The sequence below is a fragment of the Pseudomonas xantholysinigenes genome, from assembly GCF_014268885.2.
Taxonomy (GTDB): domain Bacteria; phylum Pseudomonadota; class Gammaproteobacteria; order Pseudomonadales; family Pseudomonadaceae; genus Aquipseudomonas; species Aquipseudomonas xantholysinigenes.
In genome coordinates this window covers 3,313,302-3,335,514 of the sequence record NZ_CP077095.1, presented here as the reverse complement: position 1 = coordinate 3,335,514, position 22,213 = coordinate 3,313,302, and the positions used below count along the sequence as shown (strand labels likewise).

Sequence of the window (22,213 nt, the reverse complement as noted above, 5' to 3'; positions counted from 1 at the left end):
AGGTGTAGTGCATGGCTTGAAGTCGGCGCGACCCCTGTGGGAGCGGCTTTAGCCGCGAACACCGGCGCAGCCGGTGCCAAACACCGCGTCGCCTGCTTCGCGGGTAAACCCGCTCCCACAGGTGTGGTACATGCCCTGAGGATCCTGTGGGAGCGGCTTTAGCCGCGAACACCGGCGCAGCCGGTGCGCCAACGCGGTCTGAGGTCAACGCGGTCGCTGTGGGAGCGGCTTCAGCCGCGAACACCGGCGCAGCCGATGCCAGGCACCGCGTCGTCTGCTTCGCGGGCAAGCCCGCTCCCACAGGTGTAGTGTATGGCTTGAAGTCGGCGCGATCCCTGTGGGAGCGGCTTTAGCCGCGAACACCGGCGCAGCCGGTGCCAAACACCGCGTCGCCTGCTTCGCGGGTAAACCCGCTCCCACAGGTGTGGTACATGCCCTGAGGTCAACGCGGTCGCTGTGGGAGCGGCTTCAGCCGCGAACACCGGCGCAGCCGATGCCAGGCACCGCGTCGTCTGCTTCGCGGGCAAGCCCGCTCCCACAGGTGTAGTGTATGGCTTGAAGTCGGCGCGATCCCTGTGGGAGCGGCTTTAGCCGCGAACACCGGCGCAGCCGGTGCCAAACACCGCGTCGCCTGCTTCGCGGGTAAACCCGCTCCCACAGGTGTGGTACATGCCCTGAGGTCAACGCGGTCGCTGTGGGAGCGGCTTTAGCCGCGAACACCGGCGCAGCCGATGCCAGGCACCTCGTCGACTCACCAGAGCGCTACCGCCGCCCCGTTCACTACCCGCCCAAACACCGCCAGTACCGTGTCGATATCGCCTTCCTGGGTATAACGCCCCAGGCTCAGGCGCACGCTGTTGCGTGCCTGGCGCTCGTCCAGCCCCAGCGCCAGCAGCACATGGGAGGCCGAGTTGCTCGCCGAGTTGCACGCCGAGGTGCTCGAGAGCGCCAGTTCGCTGGCCAGCGCCAGGCTGTTGAAGCCCTTGGCGTCGATGCACAGGTTCAAGGTATGCGGAACACGTTGCACTGGGCAGCCATTGAGGCTCACCCCCGGCAGCGCCAGCAGCCCTTCGCGCAAACGCCGGGCCAGTTGGTCAAGGCGCTGGTACTCCGCTTCGCCCGGCTGGCCGGCGAGGGCAAAGGCGCTGCCCATGCCGACGATCTGGTGGGTGGCCAGGGTGCCGGAGCGCAGGCCGCGTTCGTGGCCGCCGCCATGCATCTGCGCGCGCATCAGCGGGCGCGCGCGCGGCCCTACATACAGCGCGCCAATACCTTTGGGGCCGTAGACCTTGTGTGCCGAGAACGACATCAGGTCGACCGCCTGCCGGCCCAGGTCGATCAGTACCTTGCCCACCGCCTGGGCAGCATCCACATGCAGCAGCGCGCCATGTTCGCGGACCAGGGCGCCGACCTGGGCGAAGTCGGTGATCGTGCCCAATTCATTGTTTACCGCCATCAGCGACACCAGTCGGGTGTCTGGGCGCAGCGCTGCGCGCACGGCGTCGGGCTGGATCAGGCCCTGGGCGTCCGGCGCCAGGCGGGTCACCGCCCAGCCCAGGCGCTCCAGTTCGGCGGCGGTGTCAAGCACCGCCTTGTGCTCGAGCTGGCTGGTGATCAGGTGCCCAGGTTGCCCGCAGCCCTGGGCGATGCCCTTGAGCGCGAGGTTGTTGGATTCGGTGGCGCCGGAGGTCCATACCAGGTCATCGGCCTGGGCGCCGACCTGCGCGGCAATCTGGCCCCGCGCCTGCTCGACCGCTTCGCGGGCGGCCTGGCCATGGGCGTGACCACTGGAGGCAGGGTTGCCGAAGGTGGCGTCGCGGCCCAGGCAGGTAAGCATGGCGGCGATGACACGGTCGTCGACCGGGGTGGTGGCGGCGTAATCGAAGTAGAGCGGGGTGCTGGGCATGATCGCGGCGGGTCCGTGCAGGGACGCCGCCTGTCGGCGTCCATGCACAGCATCGTAAGGCGGCAGGAGGGTGAATGTTTTTTCAATGCACCTGTAGGATGCGGTCTGTATGAAACAAGATTCCCTTCGAGGCGCTATATGGAGAAAATTTTTCCGCGCAGTGCTGTGCAGGCATCAGAACCATTGCCACGGCGCCTGCTTCGTCACCATCACCAGCACGATCAGGAACATGCCACCGAATCCGGCGACGCCCATCCACAGCCACCCGCGATACAGCCGCCAGTACCGCGCCCCGAGCACAGTGCCGGTCTGCGCGGCCTGTTCGGCCAGGACCTGCATGCGCTTTTGCAGCAACAGGACCGGCAGCCACAATGCGCCAACGCTGAAGAAGATCAGCAGCGCGCCGCGCAGCCAGTCCGTCGACCAGGGCATGCCGGCCAGGCTGACCATGGCGTAGCCACTGAGCAGTTGCACGAAGCCCGCCGGCGTGGTGATCCAGGCGTCGAAGCGCACCACCATGCGCGCCACTGCGGCGATCACCCGCGGATCGTTGCCACGGTGCGCCGCGACCAGGTACAGGTAGGAACCCATGCCGAAGCCGAACAGGAACACCGCGGCGATCAGGTGCAGGTACTTGAGCAGCAGGTAGTCCATCTCAGCCCCGCCCACGTTGCAAGCTGACGCTGTAGCGCACCTTGTCCGGCGCGTCGATCGCCGCCAGGTACTCGGCGACACTGATCTCGCCGACACAGGGGCGGGCGCCCGGTGCCGGGGCATGGCCGGCCACGACCTTGGCCATCAATGCCACCGAGGCGCAGCTGGGAATTTCCGGTCCCAGGTCGTCGCGGGCGCTGACCTGGGCGCGCATGCGCAGCGGTTGCCCCTGCGGGTCTTCGCCACGCACGTCCAGGTACATCGCGCTCTTGCCGTCGCCCAGGCGCTCGAAATGGCCGCCCAGACGATGCAGGCGCCGGGCCCAGGGCAGCGGATCGCGCACCAGGCCGCACTTGACCAGCCAGGCCAGGGTGGCATTGGCCAGGCCGCCGAGCATCAGCCCCGAACCGGCCTTGAAGGCCAGGTTACGGGCGCCATAGCGCTGGGCGAAGATGTCCATGTCCGGCACGTCGACATTGTTCAGCAGGCGCCAGCCCAGCCCCGGCAGGTGCCGCAACTGCAGCCCGAGCCAGCCGTCCACCTCCCGTGGGCGGCCGTCGCGCCATTGGCGGATCGGCCGCCCGGCGTAGGCCAGCACGCCTTCGATGGTGGACAGCCCGGGCATTTTCGCCGATGAGGAAATACCGTGTTCGATGGTGTCGATCCGGCCGAACTGCTGGCGCTGTTCGTCGAGGATCGCCGACGACAGGCTGGGCACCGAGCTGCAGCCACTGAGCAGCGCGACCTTGGCCTGGCGGGCGCGCTCGTCCAGGCGTGTGATGCCGTTGACGAACAGCCGGCAGTCGGAGAGGTCGCAGTAGTGCACGCCCGCCTCGATGCAGGCCTCGGCGACACGGTAAGGCTGGCCCTGGAACGGGCCACCGGTGTGGATCACCCAGTCGATGTCGAGGGTACGCAGGGCGTCGGCAAAGCCCACGGCCATGGCGTCGCCGCACCACTGCCCATGCAGGGCGGCGTCAGGGGCCTGGAGTTGCTCCGCGAGTGTCGCCAACTGCCTGGCATTGCGCCCGGCGATGAGCAGTTGCACACCGTCCATGCGGTTCAAGTGGCGGCTGATGATGCGGCCGAAGTTGCCGTAGGCGCCGATCACCAGGATCCGGGTGGCCATGCTCTGTTCCTTGTGCAGTGAGTCTGGAGCGCCCGCGTGCGGGCGGCGCAAGGGTCACCGAAAGGGCAGGGCAATGCAAGTTGCGCGGCAGGGCTCAGGCGCTTTCCAGCGCCTGCTGGTCCTGAGCCACCACCCGCTCGCACAGCTCGATGATCTGCTCGCGCATCCAGCGGTTGGCCGGGTCCTGGTCGGTGCTTTCGTGCCAGTACAGGTGGGTTTCCAGGGCCGGGATCTCCACCGGCAGCGGCTGATGGCGCAACTGGTGGCGGCGGGCGAAGCGCTCGGGCACGGTCATCACCATGTCGGTCTGCTGCAACACCTGCGAGGCCATCAGGTAGTGTTGCGAGCGCAGTGCCACGCGGCGTTGCACGCCCATCTTGCCCAGGGCCAGGTCGACGTAGCCCAGGCCGTTGCGGCGGCTGGAAATATGGATGTGGGTCATGCCCAGGTAGCTATCCAGGGTCAGCTTGCTTTCGGCCAGCGGGTGGCCGGGGCGCATGGCGCACACGTAGTGGTCCTGCATCAGCTTGACGTGGCGCACCTGCGGGTCGGTGTTCAACGGCGCGTCGACGGCGAAGTCCAGGCGCCCGGCGGCCAGCTCCTTGGTGGTTTCGCGGCGCTTGCACAGGAAACTCTCAATCACCAGCGCCGGGGCCAGGCGCCGCAGGCGCTGGAACAGCGGCGGCAGGATCACCGCCTCGGTGAGGTCGGTCATGCTGATGCGGAAGGTCTTGTTTGCTTGCAGCGGGTTGAAGATGCGGCTTTCCTGCACCGAGGTGCGCAGCAGCGTCAGCGCGTTGCGCACCGGGCCGATGATGTTCTGCGCCATGGGCGTGGGCACCATGCCTTGGGCGGTGCGTACGAACAGCGGGTCGTTGAAGGTCTCGCGCAGGCGCGACAGGGCGTTGGACACCGCCGGCTGGGTGATGCCGACGATCTGCCCGGCGCGGGTCAGGTTGGCTTCGGTGTAGATGGCGTCGAAGACGATGAACAGGTTGAGGTCGACCTTGCTGAGGTTCATGGGCGCCGCTCTTTGTTGGAGTTATCGGCCGATCATATATCGGTTATGAATGTTTATACACGGAGAAAATAGACTAGGTGGATGAAGGGTGGCTGTTCTAGGCTCAGCCCATGTTCTTCATTGACTGAAGGTAGCCCCGATGGATTTCGCCTATTCGCCCAAGGTCCAGGCGCTGCGCGAGCGTGTCAGCGCGTTCATGGATGCATATGTGTACCCGGCTGAGCCGGTGTTCGAACGCCAGGTCGCCGAGGGTGACCGCTGGCAGCCCACCGCGATCATGGGGGAACTCAAGGCCAAGGCCCAGGCCGAGGGCCTGTGGAACCTGTTCCTGCCCGAGTCCGAGTATGGCGCCGGCCTGAGCAACCTGGAGTACGCGCCGCTGGCCGAGATCATGGGCCGTTCGCTGCTGGGGCCGGAGCCGTTCAACTGCTCGGCGCCGGACACCGGCAACATGGAAGTACTGGTGCGCTACGGCAGCGAGGCGCAGAAGCGCCAGTGGCTCGAGCCGCTGCTGCGCGGCGAGATCCGCTCGGCGTTCGCCATGACCGAGCCCGACGTGGCCTCCTCGGACGCCACCAATATGGCCGCCACTGCCGTGCGCGATGGCGACCAATGGCTGATCAATGGCCGCAAGTGGTGGACCTCCGGCGCCTGCGACCCGCGCTGCAAGGTGATGATCTTCATGGGCCTGTCCAACCCCGAAGGCCCGCGCCACCAGCAGCATTCGATGATCCTGGTGCCCACCGACGCGCCCGGGGTGAAGATCGTCCGCCCGCTGCCGGTGTTCGGCTACGACGACGCGCCCCATGGCCATGCCGAGGTGTTGTTCGAGAATGTGCGCGTGCCTTATGAGAACGTGATCCTCGGTGAAGGCCGTGGCTTCGAGATCGCCCAGGGGCGCCTGGGGCCAGGGCGCATCCACCACTGCATGCGCTCGATCGGCATGGCCGAGCGGGCCCTTGAGCTGATGTGCAAACGCTCGGTGGCGCGCAGCGCCTTTGGCAAGCCCCTGGCCCGCTTGGGCGGCAATATCGACAAGATCGCCGACTCGCGCATGGAAATCGACATGGCCCGCCTGCTGACCCTCAAGGCCGCCTACATGATGGACACCGTGGGCAACAAAGTGGCGCGCAGCGAGATCGCGCAGATCAAGGTGGTGGCGCCGAATGTCGCGCTCAAGGTGATCGACCGGGCCATCCAGATGCATGGCGGGGCAGGAGTGAGCGGCGATTTCCCGCTGGCCTACATGTACGCGATGCAGCGCACCCTGCGCCTGGCCGATGGCCCGGACGAAGTGCACCGGGCGGCGATCGGCAAGTATGAGATCGGCAAGTACGTGCCGAAGGAGATGTTGCGTAGCGGCCGCTGAGCGGCCCATCGCGGGGCAAGCCCGCTGCCACGACACCAGTATGTTTTTGGCGGCGGAACGTGGGAGCGGGCTTGCCCCGTGATGGTCATTGGCTCAGACAGCAGCCGCCAGCTTGGCGCTCTGCTGGCGACGACGGTAAGCGCTGTCGCGGCTGGCCAGCCACCAATACAGCGGCGAGGTGATCGCCAGCCCCACCAGCCATGACAGGTCGGCACCATTGATGTGCGCCGACACCGGCCCGACATACAGCGGCGTGTTCATGAACGGGATCTGCACCGCGATGCCCACCGCATAGGCGATCAGCGCCTGCGGGTTGTAGCGCCCATAGATGCCGCCATCGACCTTGAAGATCGACTGGATGTCGTAGTCGCCCTTGTGGATCACATAGAAGTCGATCAGGTTGATCGCCGTCCATGGCACCAGCACCACCAACAGCACCAGCACCATGTCGACGAAGTGGCCGATGAAGTCCGCCGAGGCGAACACCGCCACCACGCAGCACGCCGCCAGGACGATCAGCGACAGCACCGCGCGGCTCTTGGCGGTGGGGATCCAGCGGTAGGCGAAGGTCTGCACCAGGGTGATGATCGACAGCACCGCGCCGTACAGGTTGAGGGCGTTGTGGCTGATCACGCTGAGCAGGAACAGCACCAGCATCAACGGGCCGAGGCTGCCGGTGGCGAGCTTGACCGCGTCCATGGTGTCCATGCCTGCGGGGATCGCCAGCACGGCCACCGCGCCGAAGATGAACGACAGGCTCGAGCCCAGGGCCGAACCCAGGTAGGTGGTCCAGAAGGTCGAGGAGACTTTCACATCGGCCGGCAGGTAGCGCGAGTAGTCCGACACATAGGGGGCGAAGGCGATCTGCCACAGCGCCGCCAGCGACACGGTGGCCAGCCAGCCGGCCAGGTTGAAGCCGCCGCGGGTAAGGAAGTCGTCGCTTTGCACATGGCTGAATATGTAGCCGAAACCAACCACGATGCCGATGCCCAGCACCCAGGTGCCGATACGATTGAGCACGTGGATGAAGCGGTAGCCGATGATGCCGATGATGCCCGAGCCCAAAGCGCCGATGACGATGCCCACCGGTACTGGCACGGCCTCGACCACGCCATGCAGCGACTTGCCGGCGAGCACGATGTTGGAGGCGAAGAAGCCGATGTACATGACCCCGGCGATCACCACCACCAGCAGCGCGCCGAGCGAGCCGAACTGGGCGCGGCTCTGGATCATCTGCGGGATGCCCATCTGCGGGCCCTGGGCCGAGTGCAGGGCCATCAGCACGCCGCCGAGCAAATGGCCGACCAGGATGGCGACGATGCCCCACAGCAGGTTGAGGTGGAACAGTTGCACGCCCAGGGCGCCGGTGACGATGGGCAGCGGCGCGATGTTGCCGCCGAACCACAGAGTGAACAAGTCCCTTACCTTTCCATGGCGGTCTTGCGGTGGCACGTAGCCGATGGTGTGTTTCTCGATGAGGGGTGCCGAATTGGCTGCACGGGTCATGACGGACTCCAAGGCAAGGTGGGGCAACGGCGGTTGCCCAGGTGCGCGCCGGCAACGGGCGACGCGTTCTTGTTGGCGTGATGATGCGGGGCGGCTGGGGCGGGGGAAATTAGTAAATTTGTGCTTATGGACGTTAAAAAAACTAAGGCTGGGGCATGCGCATGTACGGATCACCGACATTGCCTGTAGGAGCGGCCTTGTGCCGCGAAAGGGCTGCATGGCAGCCCCAGCCATTTGTGCCGCCTACTCGATCGCTGGGGCTGCTTAGCAGCCCTTTCGCGGCACAAGGCCGCTCCAGGTAAGCGGTGAAGCCAGCGACTACATCGGCAACACCCGGTCCTGGATCACCTCTTTCATCACCAAGGTCGAACTCAGCCGCTTGACGTTGGGGATGCTGGTCAGTTGCTCGTCGTACAGCTTCTGGAACGCCGGCAGGTCCTTGGCCACCACGTGCAGCAAGTAGTCCGGGTCGCCGAACAGCCGCTGCGCTTCGACGATCTGCGGGATCTCGCCCAGGGCCGCCTCGAAGTCCGCCACCGGCTGGCGGGTGACCTCGCGCAGGGTCACGAATACCAGCGCGGCGAAGTTCAGGCCCAGCGCGGCCGGGGCCAGGCGCGCGTGGTAGCCGAGGATGGCGCCGGACTCCTCCAGCGCCTTGAGCCGACGGTGGCAGGGCGACAGGCTCAGGCCCACGCGATCGGCCAGCTCGGTCACCGACAGGCGACCGTCTTGTTGCAGCTCGGCAAGGATCTTGCGATCGATTCTGTCCATGGGGAAGGATCTTCCAGTTTTTCGCTGTGAAGAGGGAATATACGAAAGAAAGTCCCCTGGCGATATCCGTAGTCTTTCTTTCACCGAAATCTGTGTGAAAGGAACCATCGAAGTGGCCATGAGTGTATTGGCGGCGTTCTGGGCCGTCTCCTTCCTGTTCGTGATTACCCCGGGCGCCGACTGGGCCTATGCCATCTCCGCTGGCATGCGCGGCCGCTGGGTGGGCTCGGCGGTGGCGGGGATGTTGTCCGGGCATTTCCTCGCCACGCTGATCGTCGCCGCCGGGGTCGGCAGCCTGATCGCCGGGCACCCGCTGGCGCTGACCTTGCTGACCCTGGCCGGTTGCCTGTACCTGCTGTGGTTGGGCGGCAACCTGCTGCTCAAGCCGGCGGTGCCCGAGGCGGGCGAGGCGGGGGCGGGCGACAGCGGCTCGCGCTGGGCGCTCAGGGGCTTCTGCGTCAGCGGGCTCAACCCCAAGGTGTTCCTGCTGTTCCTGGCGTTGCTGCCGCAGTTCACCGACCCGCAATCGAGCTGGCCGCTGCCACTGCAGATCCTGTTGCTGGGGCTGGTGCACCTGTGCAGCTCGCTGGTGATCTACCTGCTGGTGGGCTACGGCGCCAAGGCGGTGTTGCGCACCCGCCCGGCAGCGGCGCGGCTGGTCGGGCGGGTGTCGGGGGTGGTGATGATCGCGATCGCGCTGGGGTTGGTGGTGGGGCAGTTGGCCTAGGCGCGCTCCACCGCGCTACAGCACCGGTGCCACCTGTTGCATCTCCACCCCGTCGAGCAGTGCTTCGACCACGGCCTTGGCGGCATCCAGCCCGTGGTCGTTGGCCATCAGCAAGTCTTGGCAGGTGCCGGTCGCCAGCTCCATGGCCTTGAGGTTGGTCGCGAACGCGCCCTTGAGCAAAGTGGACAGGTGCACCAGGGCATCCTCGAGATCGACGCCCTCGCGTACGGCGAACAGCGACGGATGGCTGCACTCGCAATTGCCGAAACTGCAAGGGGCCGTGGTGGCGCGGGAAGGGGGATCGGGTAGACCTTTCGTCATTGTGTCGCTCCTTGATTCAATGGAGCCGCCACACAACGTGACCAAACGAATGGGTGGCGACTGTGCGCGGGTTGGTCAACCGGGAATCAAGGAAACCGGCGCGCACGGAGGCGCCCCACGCACAGCCGCCATAGAACAAAACAGCGGGCACAAAAAAGCGCCAACTGAATCGCAAAGCGGCGCTAGTGCGCCTTGATGTTCGCGGGTGACCAAACCCGGCTACTGGACTTACAGCAGCGGCGCAAGATTACCGGGCTCGGTGAACCGTTTCAAGGCGAGGTCATGTGCGGATACACTTCCCCGCTCATAACAACAAGGAGGTGCATGATGCCTGAAACCAGCAACCTGTTAGCGTTCGCCCTGATCAGCCTGGGCATGGTCCTGACGCCGGGGCCGAACATGATCTACCTGATTTCCCGCTCCATCTGCCAAGGCCGGATGGCCGGGTTGATTTCCCTGGGCGGGGTGGCGTTGGGGTTCATCTTCTACATGCTCTGTGCCGCGCTGGGCATCACGGCCCTGGTGATGGCGGTGCCGCTCGCCTATGACGCCCTGCGCATCGGTGGTGCCCTGTACCTGCTGTACCTGGCCTGGCAGGCGCTGCGTCCGGGCGGCCGGTCGCCCTTCCAGGTGCGCGACTTGCCGGCCGACAGCCCGCGCCGGCTGTTCGCCATGGGGTTCCTGACCAACCTGCTCAACCCCAAGATCGCCGTCATGTACCTGTCGCTGATGCCGCAGTTCATCGAGCCGGGGCACGGTAGTGTGTTGGCGCAGTCGCTGGTGCTGGGCGGCACGCAGATCGCCATCAGCGTCACGGTCAATGCGCTGATCGCCCTGATGGCCGGTTCCATCGCCGTGTTCCTCGCCGGGCGGCCGCTGTGGCAACAAGCGCAGCGCTGGCTGATGGGCACCGTGCTGGCTGGCCTGGCCGTGCGCATGCTGGCCGAAGGGCGGCGCTGAAGGTCGCGGTGATCCCAAGGGAACGATTTGCCATCGGCTGATTTCCTACCCTCATAGGATGGCAACGCGCCCGGGATGACCGAGACATGAAAACGCGTCGGCAGAGCAAGCCCGTCAGCCTGAACGCACCGCCGGCATGGTTGCTTGGCGGTGACACGGTCAGCGGCCTGCTGCGGGCGATGGATTGGCACGCCTCGCCCTTGGGGCCGCCGCACGGCTGGTCGCCGGGGCTGCAGGCGATCATGACCACGCTGTTGCCGGCCCAGGCGCAGATCGTGCTGTTCTGGGGCGCGCAGTACGTGGCCCTGTACAACGAAGCCTATGGGCCAAGCATCGGCAACAAGCACCCGCGGGCCCTGGGGCAACCGGCCGAGGAAAACTGGCGCGAGCTGTGGGACGATCTGGAGCCGCTGTTGCGCGGTGTACGCGAGACTGGCGTGACCTTCGCCGCCAAGGACCGGCCGTTCTACATCGAGCGTCAGGGCCTGGGCGAGACGGCCTATTTCGATGTGTCCTACTCTGCGGTTCGCGAGGCCGATGGCAGCGTCGGCGGCGTGCTGTGCATCGTCAACGACACCAGCGAGCGGGTGCGCTTTCAGCGCCGCCAGGCCTTTTTACTGGAGCTGCGTCAGGCGTTGCCTGGGTTGGGCGATGCCGAGCGTATCGAGGCCCACGCTATCCGCCGCCTGGGTGAGGAGCTGGGCGCGGCGCGGGTGTGCTTCGGCGAGGACCTGGGTGATGGCTGCCATTACCGGGTGGGCCAGGAATGGGCCGATGGCGTGCCTTCGCTGGTCGGTGACAACCCCTACGCCAATCTTGACCCGGCGCTGCGTGACGGGCTGCTGAGCGGCCAGGTGGTGCGCCACGACTACCAGGCCAATGAACCGGCGCTGTGCGCCAGCCTGCATGTACCGGTGCTGCGTGCCGAGCACCTGGAGGCGATGCTGGCGGTGCATTTTCACGCACCACACCTGTTCGTCGCCGACGAGTGCCTGCTGGTCGAGGAAACCGCCAAGCAGGTCTGGGCGGCGGTGACCCATGCCCGTGCCGAGCGGGCCCTGCATGCACTGAACGAAAACCTCGAGGAACGCGTGGCGCGGATGCTGGCCCAGCGCGAGTCGGCCCTCGTGCAGCTGCATGAGGCGCGCAAGATGGACATGATCGGCCAGCTCACCGGCGGCATTGCCCACGACCTCAACAACATGCTGACGCCAATCATCGCCTCGCTCGAACTGCTGCGTCGCCATCCGCAGCCAGAGCGCGCCGAACGCCTGATCGAGGGGGGCCTGCAAGCCGCGGAGCGGGCGCGTAGCTTGGTCGGGCGGCTGCTCAGCTTCGCCCGCCGGCAAACCCTGAAACCTCTGGTGGTTTCACTGGCCGCGCTGATCGAGGACATGCACGAGCTGATGACGCGTTCGCTGGGCCCGACCATTGTCCTGCGTGTCCGTATCGACACGGCATTGCCTGGGGTACTGGTGGATCCGCACCAGTTGGAGTTGGCCGTGCTCAACCTGGTGGTGAATGCCCGCGATGCGATGGCCGAAGGTGGCCAGCTGACCATCTGCGCAGGTCTGGGCGAAGACGATGCGCACCAGGCCCCCAATCCCTTGACGGGGCGCCAGGTCTGGCTACAGGTGGAGGATAATGGCTGCGGCATGAGCGAAGAGGTCCTGGGGCGCTGCCTCGAACCGTTCTATTCGACCAAGAAGGGGGTAGGGCGCGGCACCGGGTTGGGCTTGCCGATGGTGCAGGGGCTGGCGTTGCAGTCGGGTGGCGGTTTCGCGATTCATTCAAGGGCCGGGCGGGGGACTGAGGCGACCCTGTGGCTGCCGGTGGGTGAAGCGCCCGAGAAGGTTGGCGTGCCAGCCGACGAGCCAGGGCCAGGCCGCTTGCGGCGCGTGCTGCTGGTGGATGACGAAGCCTTGGTGCGTCATGCCACGCTGATGCAGTTGCAGGCCCTCGGGTATGAGGTCAGCGAGGCCGAGGGGCCATTGCAGGCGCTGGCCTTGCTGGACCAGGGATTACGTCCGGACCTGTTGTTGACCGATCATGTCATGACCGAGATGACCGGCGTGCGCTTTGCCCAAAAGGTGCGCGAGCGCCTGGCGGATCTGCCGGTGTTGATCATTACTGGGTATGCCAACCTGGCACCGAGCGAGCTGCATGGCTTCGAGGTACTGCGCAAGCCGTTCCACCAGGCCGAGCTGGCGCAGAGCCTGGCGCGGTTGTTGCGTGGCCGGGGCTGATGCTGTGGGGCTGGCAGGCGTCAGCCCTTTCAAGCTGTCCAGAAGCGGCGTCCGCTTTGGACTTGCCGGGGCTGCAAGGCGACACCTGGTTCGTCGGCAAGGCCGGCGTCTACAGGGGCGCGTCGCTTGCCTGCAGCACCTCGTTGAGCATCCGGCACACCTGCTCGGCTGAATACGGCTTGGCCAGGAAGGCGAAGCCCTGGTGCCCGCCCTCGGCGATGGCCTCGCTATAGCCGGAGGTGAGGATTACCGGGAGCTGTGGATGGCTTTCGCGCAGCTCGCGGGCCAGGGCCAGGCCTCCCATTCCCGGCATCACCACATCGGAAAACACCGCGTCGAACCCATTCTGGCCAGCCGTGATCTGCGCCAGCGCCTCTTCAGCGCTGGCCGCCCAGCGGATCTGATAGCCGTGATCGCGCAGGATCTGCGCGGTGAAACTGCCGACATCGGGGGTGTCCTCGACCACCAGGATCCGCCGTCGTTCGCCTGGTGGCATGGGTTGGCTGCTGTGCAGCTCGGCCTGGGCATCGGCCTGGTCTACTTGCGGCAAATAGAGGGTAAAGGTGGTGCCCTGGCCTTCGGTGCTAGTCACCTGCACCTCGCCGCCCGACTGCTTGACGAAGCCGAACACTTGCGACAACCCCAGCCCCGTGCCCTGGCCAGGGGGCTTGGTGGTGAAGAACGGGTCGAAGATGCGCTCGAGCAGGTGCGGGGCAATGCCGACGCCGCTGTCGGTCACCGAGATGGCGGCGAATGGCCCCGGCTGTTCCGGCTGGCCGCGCAGGCCTGGCAGGCTGCGGTTGGCTTCCAGGCGCAGGCGCAGGGTACCGCTGCCGGCCATGGCGTCGCGACCGTTGATCATCAGGTTGATCACCGCCGTCTCCAGCTGGCCCAGGTCGGCATGCACGTGGCAGGGCACCTCGGGCAATTCGAGGCTGACCTGGATGCGTGCGCCGGTGGCGGTATCGAGCATGTCGGCCATGGCTTCGAGCTGTGGACCGGCCTCGAACACCTGCGGGCTCAGGGCTTGGCGCCGGGCAAAGGCAAGCAGTTGGCCGGTCAGCTTGGCGCCTCGGTCGACAGTGTCGGAGACGGTCTTGATGTAACGGTTGCGACGGGTGTCATCGAGGTCGGGGCGCTGCAGGAAGTGGATCGACGAGCGGATGATGGTCAGCAGGTTGTTGAAGTCGTGGGCGACGCCGCCGGTCAGTTGGCCGATGGCCTCGAGCTTCTGGGTCTGGCGCAGGATCGCCTCGGTGTGCAGCAGTTGCCCGGTGCGTTCCTCGACCCGTTGCTCAAGGGTGGCATTGAGCGCCTCGAGGGCCAGCATCGCCTCGCGCACCTCGGCGTTGGCCTGGACCCGTTGGATATGCGCCCAGCAACGTTCGGTGACTTCGCTGATCAGGGTCTGCTCATATGGGCTCCAGCTGCGCGGAACCTTGTCGTGAATGGCCATCAGCGCGGTCAGGCGGCCCTCCTTGATCAGCGGAATGCACAGGGTCGCGGTGATGCCGATGGCCTGGAAGGTCGCGGCCTCGCGCGCCGGCAACTGCGTCAGGTTGTCTTCGATCACCAGTGGCAGGCCGGCGCGCAGGCGACTGACCGCCAGGCCTCCGAAATCGGCCAGGCGGTACTGGCCGAGCAGCCGCGGCGAGCCTGGGCTCACCCAGTCGCCACAGATGGTGAAGCCGTCCTCGTCGGCGGCCATCATCGCGTAGGCGCAGCTCGACAGGTGCAGATGCTCGCCGAGCAGGCGGGTGGTGGTGGCCATGATCCGCTCCGCGTCGGTGGCATCGGCCACGGCCCGCCCCACGCTGTCGAGGAAGCTCAGGCGCTGGTTGGCGACGACGTTGGCGGTGGTCTCGGTAACGGTGTCGAGCATGCCCACCACCTTGCCGTCATGGTCGCGGATGGGGCTGTAGCAAAAGGTGAAGTAGGCGCGTTCCGGGTTGCCCCGGCGCTCGATCACCAGGGGAAAGTCCTCGATGTACACCGCCTCGCCACTCAGTGCGCGTTGGGCCAGGCTGGCGATGTCGCTCCAGGCTTCCTGCCATACCTGGCTGAACGGCTGCCCCAGGGTCAGGGGCTTGTCTCCCAGGATCGGGGTGAAGGCATCGTTGTACAGGGTGATCAATTGCTCGCCCCATAGCACCGCTTGCGGGAAGCGCGAGGCCAGGCACAGGGCGACGCTGGTCTTGAGCACTTCGGGCCAGGTGTGCAGAGGGCCTAGCGGTGTGCTACTCCAGTCGTGGTTGCGGATGCGCTCGGCCATGAGCCCACCGCCGTCTAGCCATTTCGCCATGAGCGTTGCTGGTCCTTGTGTGCGAGAGCATCAGGGTGCACCTAGACGTGGCGCTTGGCGAGTGCTTTATGCCGCTGCTGTGCTTGCGCCCCAGCAGGCTCCAGCCTTGCTGGGATGCGGGCGTTTGGGTTCGCGAAGTGATGCAAGACTTCGAACTTATACGCGATAGCCGATATGAGCAGTTGTTGTGTCGCGTTGGATGCTTGGGAAGAAGATACTAAACGACACTGATAAAGTTTACGTTGGATTTGGGGTTCGTTGCTTCCTAGCCCCTATCGCATCTGACTTATGGTTAGGCGTGCTGAGATAGATAAACGAAGGGCTATGTCAGCACAGGTCGGGTGACCTGTGCTGAATTGATTGGAGAACCCCTGGCTTAAATTTAATAGGGTGTCAGGAGGTTGAGATATTATATTTATTTAATATTTCACTGACCTGCATCTTAAGTTGTTCCTCGTTGATCTCATAATCCTCACGGTCTTCATTTGGATTGTAAGTTTCTGCTGCCATGAATAACTCCTCGCCACAGTTCAATATGTTTCTATCAGTCGGCGTTGAGTTTGTTTTGTCTCGCCTGGCCACGCATATGTCTTCTGAGAATGTTAATCCATCGATTTTGCCGTTAATCAAGTCTTTCCCTAAAGAAATCATGTCGTGGCTACTCATAAGTCACCTGTTTCAATGTAAATTCTGCCTACGTCTGTCTCTGGATTAATTGTCCATCCGGATAAAAAATCGCCGTTGCCCTTTAGGATTACTACATTCATGGTTTTATGGTTGAAAAATACTTTGGAGCCCGGAAGTCGACGGTAAGTTCCTTTTTCTACTGTGTCTTCACTATTCAAATGTTGCTCAATGGCGTCTTTGAATGCAGTCAGGGTTTCTCTATTTTTTTTTGTGTTGATAACTCCAAAGTCAATGGCGTGCTTGTACTTTTTGTCCAACTGCCTCCGGGTGAATATCCCCGAGTCTAAAGGCTCGCTGAACATCAAATAGATCGGTTTCATCCCGGAGTCTACCGGGAAGGTAATGATCAGATCGCGAGCATCCGGCAACACACCGGGGTAGGTCTCGGCCTCAATGTTCAGCGGTTGCAGTTCCACGCCTGTGTAGGTCGGCACAGGCGGTGGAACGACCGGTGTCGTCGTACTTGAGGACTGATCCCCTGGAGGCGCCGCAGGCGTCCAGGTCAGGGTAATGGGAGGCTGGTCTGGTACCAAGCTTGGCACCGTCACAGTGTAGCGTCCAGTTTGCGGATCAAACGTGGCAGCCCGTACGGGTACGCTCTTGGAGATGTTCACGCCATCAGCTGTGACCACCGAAACGTAGGAGCGCCCATCACCTCGGGTTTCGTTGGTGAGCCTATACGGCAGCTCGACAGTGCCTTGAGCGGCGGCAATGGCATTGAGATCGGCGTTCGCCGAAAAGCCAAGCTCATGAGCATTGACACCCAAGCCGTAGCGAAATCGCGCCGGTGTTTGGTCCTGCTCTTCACTGGCTGTTGAACGGGCATAAAACACGGCGGTCAGGGCGGCGGCGATTGGGGCACCCGGCCCAGCCGTGGCAATGCGGCCTAATGCGGCAATGGCGTTTGCAATGCCTTGGCGCAGTGTCGCCAGCGCGGTTTCGGCCAAAGGGACGGTGCCTTGTCCTGGCACGGTGAGTGCCGCCGCAGCGCTGGCTGCGAAGCGGTAGCTGTTGGCCGCTTGGGTAATGGCGGTTTGAGTGGTGCCGGGCAGGGCTTGAAGCTGGGCTTGGGCGCTGTTTCGGGCAGACTGGATGCCTGTACTTACCTCCTGCCTTTTGACGGTGTCTGCGAGGGATGCAATATGGATCTGGTTACTCGCAGCAACATAAGCGGTGTCTGTGACTTGCTTAAGAGACTGTTGGGCCGATGCGGCGATGTCGCGGGTCGGCGTAGCTTGAACCTGTGCAATGAGTTCGGCCACGCGGGCGCTGACCTGGATGGCGGCACCAGTGCTGGCCTGATTGACCGTTTGGCGCTGAGACTCGATGAATGCATTGGCATTGGCCACCAGCTGATTCGCCGCGCGGGTGAACGTAGCAGCAACGGTGCCGGCCATTGCCCTTACCGATTGGTTGATCTGAGCGAGTTCCCCCGCATTGACCCTGCTGCCAGCCGAGGTGATGAGGGCATCAATCTGCTGATACGCTTGCTCAACCGCTTGCCGCACAGCCTGATTAGCGGCTTCTCGTTCAGCATTGGTCCTAGTTGCAGAGTCGGAAAACTGATTTTCCAGAGCTTGTCTATGCGCAGCCAGTTGCTGTTGCGCAGGTGCTGTGATGGCTGATAAATCACTGCTGATTGACTGACGAACGGATTGTACTTCACGAACTTTGGCCTGTTCTAGGCTGGTGTTCAAGTTCGCTTGGCGTTCCTGCAATGTCTTTATGGTTTGACCTACCACTCGGGATTGCAGGGCTGCCTCATAGGCTTTCTGATAAATACCTTGTTCCGACGCCGGGAATGGTCCCCATGCAAGCCAGTGCTTGGGGATTCGTGACATGTTCGCAGCCTTGATCTGAGAGGCATTGAGTTCAAGCACATTGCCACCCGAAAATGCCAAGGCCTCTGTGGACAGCGAGGCGAGCTGATCATTAGCACTCGACAAGTGCCTGGTTGACGGTACTGATGTATCCCGCAATATCAGCTGCACTGCTTGAGGAGGTATCCAATGGGACACCGAGCAGCCCCAAGGTCTCCAAAGTGGTTTGGGCTGCTCCCGTGATCAAGGGCGCATAAGACGTATCCAAATACGTCTTGACCCGCAGGAGTTCTGCTGCAAGGTCGGTCATCATTCTGTTAAATGTTGCTAATTGTTCCCGGCCCTGTCGGTCTCGCTCGTTGTAGAGGTACGCGAATGATCCCGCGTCAATAGGCAAAGGGTCGGGCCACGGGTGAACAGTCGTTTCCGGTAGCTCTATGGCCATAAATTCATTCCTTGAAAGCGCGATTTCCAGAAGGGAGATCGCTGGCCGGCACTGTATAAAAACACAGTATACGAAGTCAATGACCCAACCCCGCCTGTGGCTTGGCGCACGATTTTTTTCGAGTTCTGCGGGCTCCCCGTAAAGACCCTCCGTACAAAGTCCCGCGGAATTGTCGTGTGGTGTGCTTTTCCAACAAGTCCTGGTTGGAGAGGAGGGGATGCTTCGCCCCTCGACGAGGATGTGGAAGTGGTCGAGCCCATTTTCCTCCCGGCCCAGCGTGAGACGAGCGAGACACTCCTTCCGGGCAGTGTCACGACCCCAGGGCGACATGAACACTAGGTTGCGCTGCTCGTTGCACACTCAGGCGTCGACGTGTAGGTCCAGGCATGGAACAAGGGAAGTGAGTGCATGATGGCCTCTATTATGGAGGCGTCCGTCTCAGAGGGCGGAAGCGCCTCCAGGGGCGGTCTGGTGGTTAGTTGAAGGTCCTAGTGGCTGGATCGCAAGTCACCTGGACCTAGGAGTTAGGAGTTAGCTTGCCTCGAGACATCAATGCAGCGCCGCTCCCGGATAATTCAAATCACCCCCGCCGCACATGCTTGACCAGCACCTTCTCCAACAACTCCCACATCGCCGTCTCGGTACTGAACGCCACGTTGAAACGCATCCACCCGGTAGCCTGGGCATCGACCATGAACAACTGCCCGGGCCCGAGCATGATGCCTTGCTCCAGGGCATCGTCGAGCAACGCCGCGCTGTCCGGAATCGCCGGGTGGCGGGTCCAGATGTACATGCCTTCGTCCGACTCGATGAACAGCTCGAAGCCCAGCCGATGCAGGTGCCGGCCGACTTCCTGGTGTGCTTCGGCCAGGCGTTGGCGCAGGCGCTTGAGGTGCTTGCGCCAGCGACCGTCGATGATCGCCGCGTACACCACCCGCTCCATCACCTGCGAGGTGGTCAGCCCCGAACGCATCTTCAGGTGCAGCAACTGCTGCATCAGCTCGGGGCTGGCCAGCAGGTAGCCGACCCGTACATTGGGCGAAATGCTCTTGGAGTAACTGCCGACGTACACCACCTGTTGCAGGTGGTCGAGGCTGGCCAGGCAGGGCTGGGGCTCGGCGATCATGTCAGCGTAGAGGTTGTTTTCCACCAGGCGGAAGCCGTGCTGGCTGGCCAGTTGCAGCAGGCGGTGCAGCTGCGCCAGCGGCGTGCGCGAGCAGGTCGGGCTGTGCAGGTGCGGCTGGGTGAAGAACGCGGTAGGGCGGTGGTGCGCCAGCAGGCGTTCGAGCTGGTCGAGGTCGTAGCCGGCCGGCGTGCGTGGTACGCCTACCAGAGTGGCGCCCTGGGTACGCAGGATGCTCATCAGGTTGGGGTAGCCGGGGTCGTCCACCAGCACCACGTCGCCGGGGCGCACCAGGGTGCGCACGGCCAGGTCGAGGGCTTGGCTGGCGCCATGGGTGAGCATCAGCTGCGCCGGGTTGGCGACGATCGACAGCTCCTGTTGCAGGTTCTGCGCGGTCAACGCACGTAATTCGGGCAGGCCCATGGGGTCGCCGTAGCCCGACAGCTCCAGCGGGCTGCCAGCCACCTGGCGCAAGCCGCGGCGCAGGCCTTCCTCGTACATCCACTCGTTGGGCAACCAGCCGCAACCGGGTTTGTACGGTAACTGGCGGATTTCGAAGATCTGCTGCAGGTACCACTCGGAGTTGAAGGTCGGGCGGGTGGTGTCGGCTTCGAGGTGCTGGCTGTCCAGCAGCTCGTTCGCCGCACGATTGACGAAGAAGCCAGCATTGCCCTTGCTCACCAGCAGGCCCTGGGCCACCAGGCGGTCATAGGCCTCGACCACGGTGAAGGTACTCACCGAATAGGTGGCGGCGAAGGCGCGGATCGACGGTACCTTGGCCCCGGGCTTGAGAGTCTGGGCGTCGATCAGCGCGCGCAGCCCGTCGATGATCTGGTTGACCAGCGGGGTGGCGGAGTCCGGATGTAGCTGGAGCATTCAGGGGGCCTTCAGGTGTGCCAGACGCGGGGCATCGCAAGTGTATTGCATGGGCGACCTGTACAGTGCAGTGCGTAAATCATGCCGCTGTGCATGGCTCAAAGTGTTCGACATTTTTACATTACGTGTCAGATATCGCCAACACAGCACGCGACAGCGCCATGAATAATCACAATATCGCTGCACCTCAGTCGAGCCTCGTCTCGCACCCTCTTTTCCCGAGGCCGGGCGTCCAGCGCCCGTCCCCAGCATGGTTCAGTTCGACCAGGGTTCGCACCCTGGCCGCGTAAGCAGGCCGCCACGGATGGCCTGCGTGTGCACCGCACACCTCCCAGCCCGCACTGATGTACAGGTGAGTCCGATAGCCATCGGGGTTTCACAGTTTTTCCTTGGATAAAAAGAAGCACGGGGTAATTGACTGATGGAAGCTACATCCACATCCACCACCGCGAAGGACGGGCACGAGAGCAAGCTCAGCGCCTCGTTGAAGTCGCGCCACCTGACGATGATGTCCATCGCCGGGGTGATCGGCGGCGCCTTGTTCGTCGGTTCCGGCAGCGTGATCCACAGCGCCGGCCCGGCCGCCGTGCTGGCCTACCTGGCCGGTGGCATCCTGGTGGTGCTGATCATGCGCATGCTCGGCGAAATGGCGACCTCGTCGCCCGACACCGGCTCGTTCTCCACCTACGCCGACCGCGCCATCGGCCGCTGGGCCGGCTTCACCATCGGCTGGCTGTACTGGTGGTACTGGGTGATCCTGATGGCCTGGGAAGCCTACGTGGCGGGCAAGATCCTGCATGGTTTCTTCCCCGATGTGAGCGTCAACGTGTTCGTGCTGGCCACGACCTTGCTGCTGATCACGGTCAACTTCTTCAACGTCAAGCACTACGGCGAGTTCGAGTTCTGGTTCGCGCTGATCAAGGTGGTGGCGATCGTCTGCTTCCTGGTGGTGTGCACTGCGGCGGTGATGAATGTCTGGCAGTTCGGTGAAGTGCGCGGCATCAGCCACCTGACCGCCGAAGGCTTCATGCCCAATGGCATCACCACGGTGATCGGCGCGTTGCTGGGAGTGATGTTCGCCTTCCTGGGCGCCGAGATCGTCACCATCGCCGCTTCCGAAGCCAAGGACCCGGCCACGCAGATCGTCAAGGCCACCAACTCGGTGGTGTGGCGGGTGTGCCTGTTCTACGTCGGCTCGATCTTCCTGATCGTCTGCCTGGTGCCGTGGAACGACCCGCAGCTGGGCGTCTCCGGTTATGGCGCCTACCGCCGTACCCTCGAGCTGCTGGGTGTGCCCTATGCCGAGCTGCTGATGAACTTCGTAGTGTTGACCTCGGTGAGCAGCTGCCTGATCTCCGGCCACTACACCGCCTCGCGCATGCTGTTCTCGCTGGCCCAGCGTGGCGATGCGCCGCGCCTGTTCAAGTTCACCCGCACTGGTACCGGCGTGCCGGTGAACGCGATCATCGGTTCGTGCCTGGTGGCGGTGTTCTGCGCGTTGATCAACTTCAGCGAGACCCTGCGACCTAAGGACGTGCTGGAAACCCTGATGAACACCACTGGCATGATCGCCTTGCTGGTGTACCTGGTGATCGCCTTCTCGCAGTTGCGCATGCGCCGCAAGCTGATTGCCGAGGGTAAGGAAGTGCGCCTGAAGATGTGGCTGTTCCCGTGGCTGACCTACCTGGTGATCGTCTTCATTGTTGCCGCGCTGGTGACCATGGCGTTCATGCCGGACTACCAGATCCTGGTGATCTCCACTGGTATCGCCGCGGCGATCGTGGTGGCGATGGGCGTGGTGCATCAATTGCGTACCGCCAAGGCGCATTGAACGGTGTTGAGGTAGAGCGCGGCCGGGTCCTGCAGGGGACCCGGCCGTTTTCGTTCAAGGCGTGCGCGGCCCGGTGCGGTCGAAATGCACCGGCTGCCCGGTTTGCAGTTGCAGGTGATGGCCGGCGCTGTCGAGCTCGGCGCTGCCGGCTTGCAGGTTGGCAGTGGTCTCACCGCCCAGGCGGATCAGTGACAGTTGGGCGTCGTGGGTGGCCAGCGTGCCGTGCTCGGTGATCAGCAGGAATGGCCGTGGGTCGTCATCGGCGACGTCCACCGCGAGCCGACCTTCGAGCAGGGTCACGCGCCGTTGTTGCGCGTCGTACTTCACGTCGACCGCGCTGTTGGCCTGCAGTACCAGCAGCGTGCCGTCGTCCAGGTGGCGCGACAGTTGCTGGCCGGCGGTGGTACGCAGGTCGGCCAGGTCGAAGCCTTGGCTCATCCAGGGCGAGCCGAGCAGGGCGGAGGCGCCGATCAGGGCGAGGAGAATGAGGGCGAGGGCGGTTTTCATGAAGGCATCGGT

At 63.9% G+C, this 22,213-nt stretch carries 18 protein-coding genes and 1 pseudogene; 5 read left to right on the top strand and 14 right to left on the bottom strand.

The features are described 5' to 3' along the window. Positions 1-751: 751 nt before the first annotated feature. The 4 genes from HU772_RS14730 to HU772_RS14715 form a co-directional block, all read right to left on the bottom strand. Positions 752-1,906 carry a cysteine desulfurase family protein gene (locus tag HU772_RS14730; RefSeq protein ID WP_186662674.1) on the bottom strand — a complete coding sequence of 385 codons (1,155 nt, stop codon included), beginning with the start codon at positions 1,904-1,906 and terminating at the stop codon, positions 752-754. 174 nt (positions 1,907-2,080) lie between these two features. Further along, a complete protein-coding gene (locus tag HU772_RS14725) occupies positions 2,081-2,560 on the bottom strand; it encodes a DUF2269 family protein (RefSeq protein ID WP_186662673.1) in 480 nt (159 codons plus the stop codon). A 1-nt stretch (position 2,561) separates the two neighbouring features. Continuing rightward, entirely contained in the window at positions 2,562-3,689 is a 1,128-nt protein-coding gene (locus HU772_RS14720; RefSeq protein ID WP_186662672.1) for a saccharopine dehydrogenase family protein, read from the bottom strand. A 94-nt stretch (positions 3,690-3,783) separates the two neighbouring features. Beyond that, positions 3,784-4,710 carry a LysR family transcriptional regulator gene (locus HU772_RS14715; protein WP_186662671.1) on the bottom strand — a complete coding sequence of 309 codons (927 nt, stop codon included), beginning with the start codon at positions 4,708-4,710 and terminating at the stop codon, positions 3,784-3,786. 139 nt (positions 4,711-4,849) lie between these two features. On the opposite strand from HU772_RS14715, the gene HU772_RS14710 reads away from it, so the two are divergent. Then, positions 4,850-6,079 (top strand): acyl-CoA dehydrogenase, encoded by a 1,230-nt coding sequence (locus HU772_RS14710; protein ID WP_186662670.1) that lies wholly within the window; start codon positions 4,850-4,852, stop codon positions 6,077-6,079. Positions 6,080-6,172: 93 nt separating this feature from the next. On the opposite strand, the gene HU772_RS14705 is transcribed toward HU772_RS14710, so the two are convergent. Together HU772_RS14705 and HU772_RS14700 are read right to left on the bottom strand one after the other, a co-directional pair. Next, positions 6,173-7,585, bottom strand: coding sequence for a purine-cytosine permease family protein (locus HU772_RS14705; RefSeq protein WP_186662669.1), 1,413 nt, complete (start codon positions 7,583-7,585; stop codon positions 6,173-6,175). A gap of 318 nt (positions 7,586-7,903) precedes the next feature. After that, positions 7,904-8,356: an Lrp/AsnC family transcriptional regulator gene (locus HU772_RS14700; protein WP_186662668.1), complete on the bottom strand. Its 453-nt coding sequence runs from the start codon at positions 8,354-8,356 to the stop codon at positions 7,904-7,906. A 112-nt stretch (positions 8,357-8,468) separates the two neighbouring features. On the opposite strand from HU772_RS14700, the gene HU772_RS14695 reads away from it, so the two are divergent. After that, on the top strand, positions 8,469-9,083 hold the full coding sequence (locus HU772_RS14695; RefSeq protein ID WP_186662678.1) for a LysE family translocator: 615 nt from the start codon (positions 8,469-8,471) through the stop codon (positions 9,081-9,083). Between the two features lie 15 nt (positions 9,084-9,098). Here HU772_RS14695 and HU772_RS14690 read toward each other — a convergent pair whose 3' ends face one another. Continuing rightward, positions 9,099-9,320, bottom strand: a complete 222-nt coding sequence (locus HU772_RS14690; protein ID WP_186662677.1) for a hypothetical protein — start codon at positions 9,318-9,320, stop codon at positions 9,099-9,101. Positions 9,321-9,731: 411 nt separating this feature from the next. On the opposite strand from HU772_RS14690, the gene HU772_RS14685 reads away from it, so the two are divergent. Both HU772_RS14685 and HU772_RS14680 read left to right on the top strand, forming a co-directional pair. Further along, positions 9,732-10,364: a LysE family translocator gene (locus HU772_RS14685; RefSeq protein WP_186662676.1), complete on the top strand. Its 633-nt coding sequence runs from the start codon at positions 9,732-9,734 to the stop codon at positions 10,362-10,364. Positions 10,365-10,450: 86 nt separating this feature from the next. Next, on the top strand, positions 10,451-12,610 hold the full coding sequence (locus HU772_RS14680) for an ATP-binding protein (protein WP_186662667.1): 2,160 nt from the start codon (positions 10,451-10,453) through the stop codon (positions 12,608-12,610). 109 nt (positions 12,611-12,719) lie between these two features. Here HU772_RS14680 and HU772_RS14675 read toward each other — a convergent pair whose 3' ends face one another. The 6 genes and pseudogenes from HU772_RS14675 to HU772_RS14655 form a co-directional block, all read right to left on the bottom strand. Next, positions 12,720-14,912, bottom strand: coding sequence for an ATP-binding protein (locus HU772_RS14675; RefSeq protein WP_186662666.1), 2,193 nt, complete (start codon positions 14,910-14,912; stop codon positions 12,720-12,722). Positions 14,913-15,305: 393 nt separating this feature from the next. Beyond that, the gene (locus HU772_RS14670) at positions 15,306-15,578 is read right to left on the bottom strand and encodes a colicin immunity domain-containing protein (RefSeq protein WP_202885393.1); all 273 of its coding nucleotides are present in this window, start codon (positions 15,576-15,578) and stop codon (positions 15,306-15,308) included. Then, on the bottom strand, positions 15,575-17,479 hold the full coding sequence (locus tag HU772_RS14665; protein ID WP_217858718.1) for an S-type pyocin domain-containing protein: 1,905 nt from the start codon (positions 17,477-17,479) through the stop codon (positions 15,575-15,577). Before HU772_RS14665 ends, HU772_RS14670 begins: the two co-directional genes overlap by 4 nt. A 52-nt stretch (positions 17,480-17,531) precedes the next feature. Continuing rightward, complete coding sequence (locus tag HU772_RS14660) at positions 17,532-17,864, bottom strand: hypothetical protein (protein WP_186662733.1); 333 nt, start codon at positions 17,862-17,864, stop codon at positions 17,532-17,534. A 139-nt stretch (positions 17,865-18,003) separates the two neighbouring features. After that, a pseudogene (locus tag HU772_RS24990) lies at positions 18,004-18,224 on the bottom strand (hypothetical protein); the annotation flags it as partial. Positions 18,225-18,444: 220 nt separating this feature from the next. Then, positions 18,445-19,863, bottom strand: coding sequence for an aminotransferase-like domain-containing protein (locus HU772_RS14655; protein WP_186662734.1), 1,419 nt, complete (start codon positions 19,861-19,863; stop codon positions 18,445-18,447). A 421-nt stretch (positions 19,864-20,284) separates the two neighbouring features. On the opposite strand from HU772_RS14655, the gene HU772_RS14650 reads away from it, so the two are divergent. After that, positions 20,285-21,694, top strand: a complete 1,410-nt coding sequence (locus tag HU772_RS14650) for an amino acid permease (protein ID WP_186662735.1) — start codon at positions 20,285-20,287, stop codon at positions 21,692-21,694. Between the two features lie 54 nt (positions 21,695-21,748). Here the strand turns inward: HU772_RS14650 and HU772_RS14645 are convergent, their stop codons facing one another. After that, positions 21,749-22,201: a FecR domain-containing protein gene (locus HU772_RS14645; RefSeq protein WP_186662736.1), complete on the bottom strand. Its 453-nt coding sequence runs from the start codon at positions 22,199-22,201 to the stop codon at positions 21,749-21,751. Positions 22,202-22,213 lie beyond the last annotated feature (12 nt).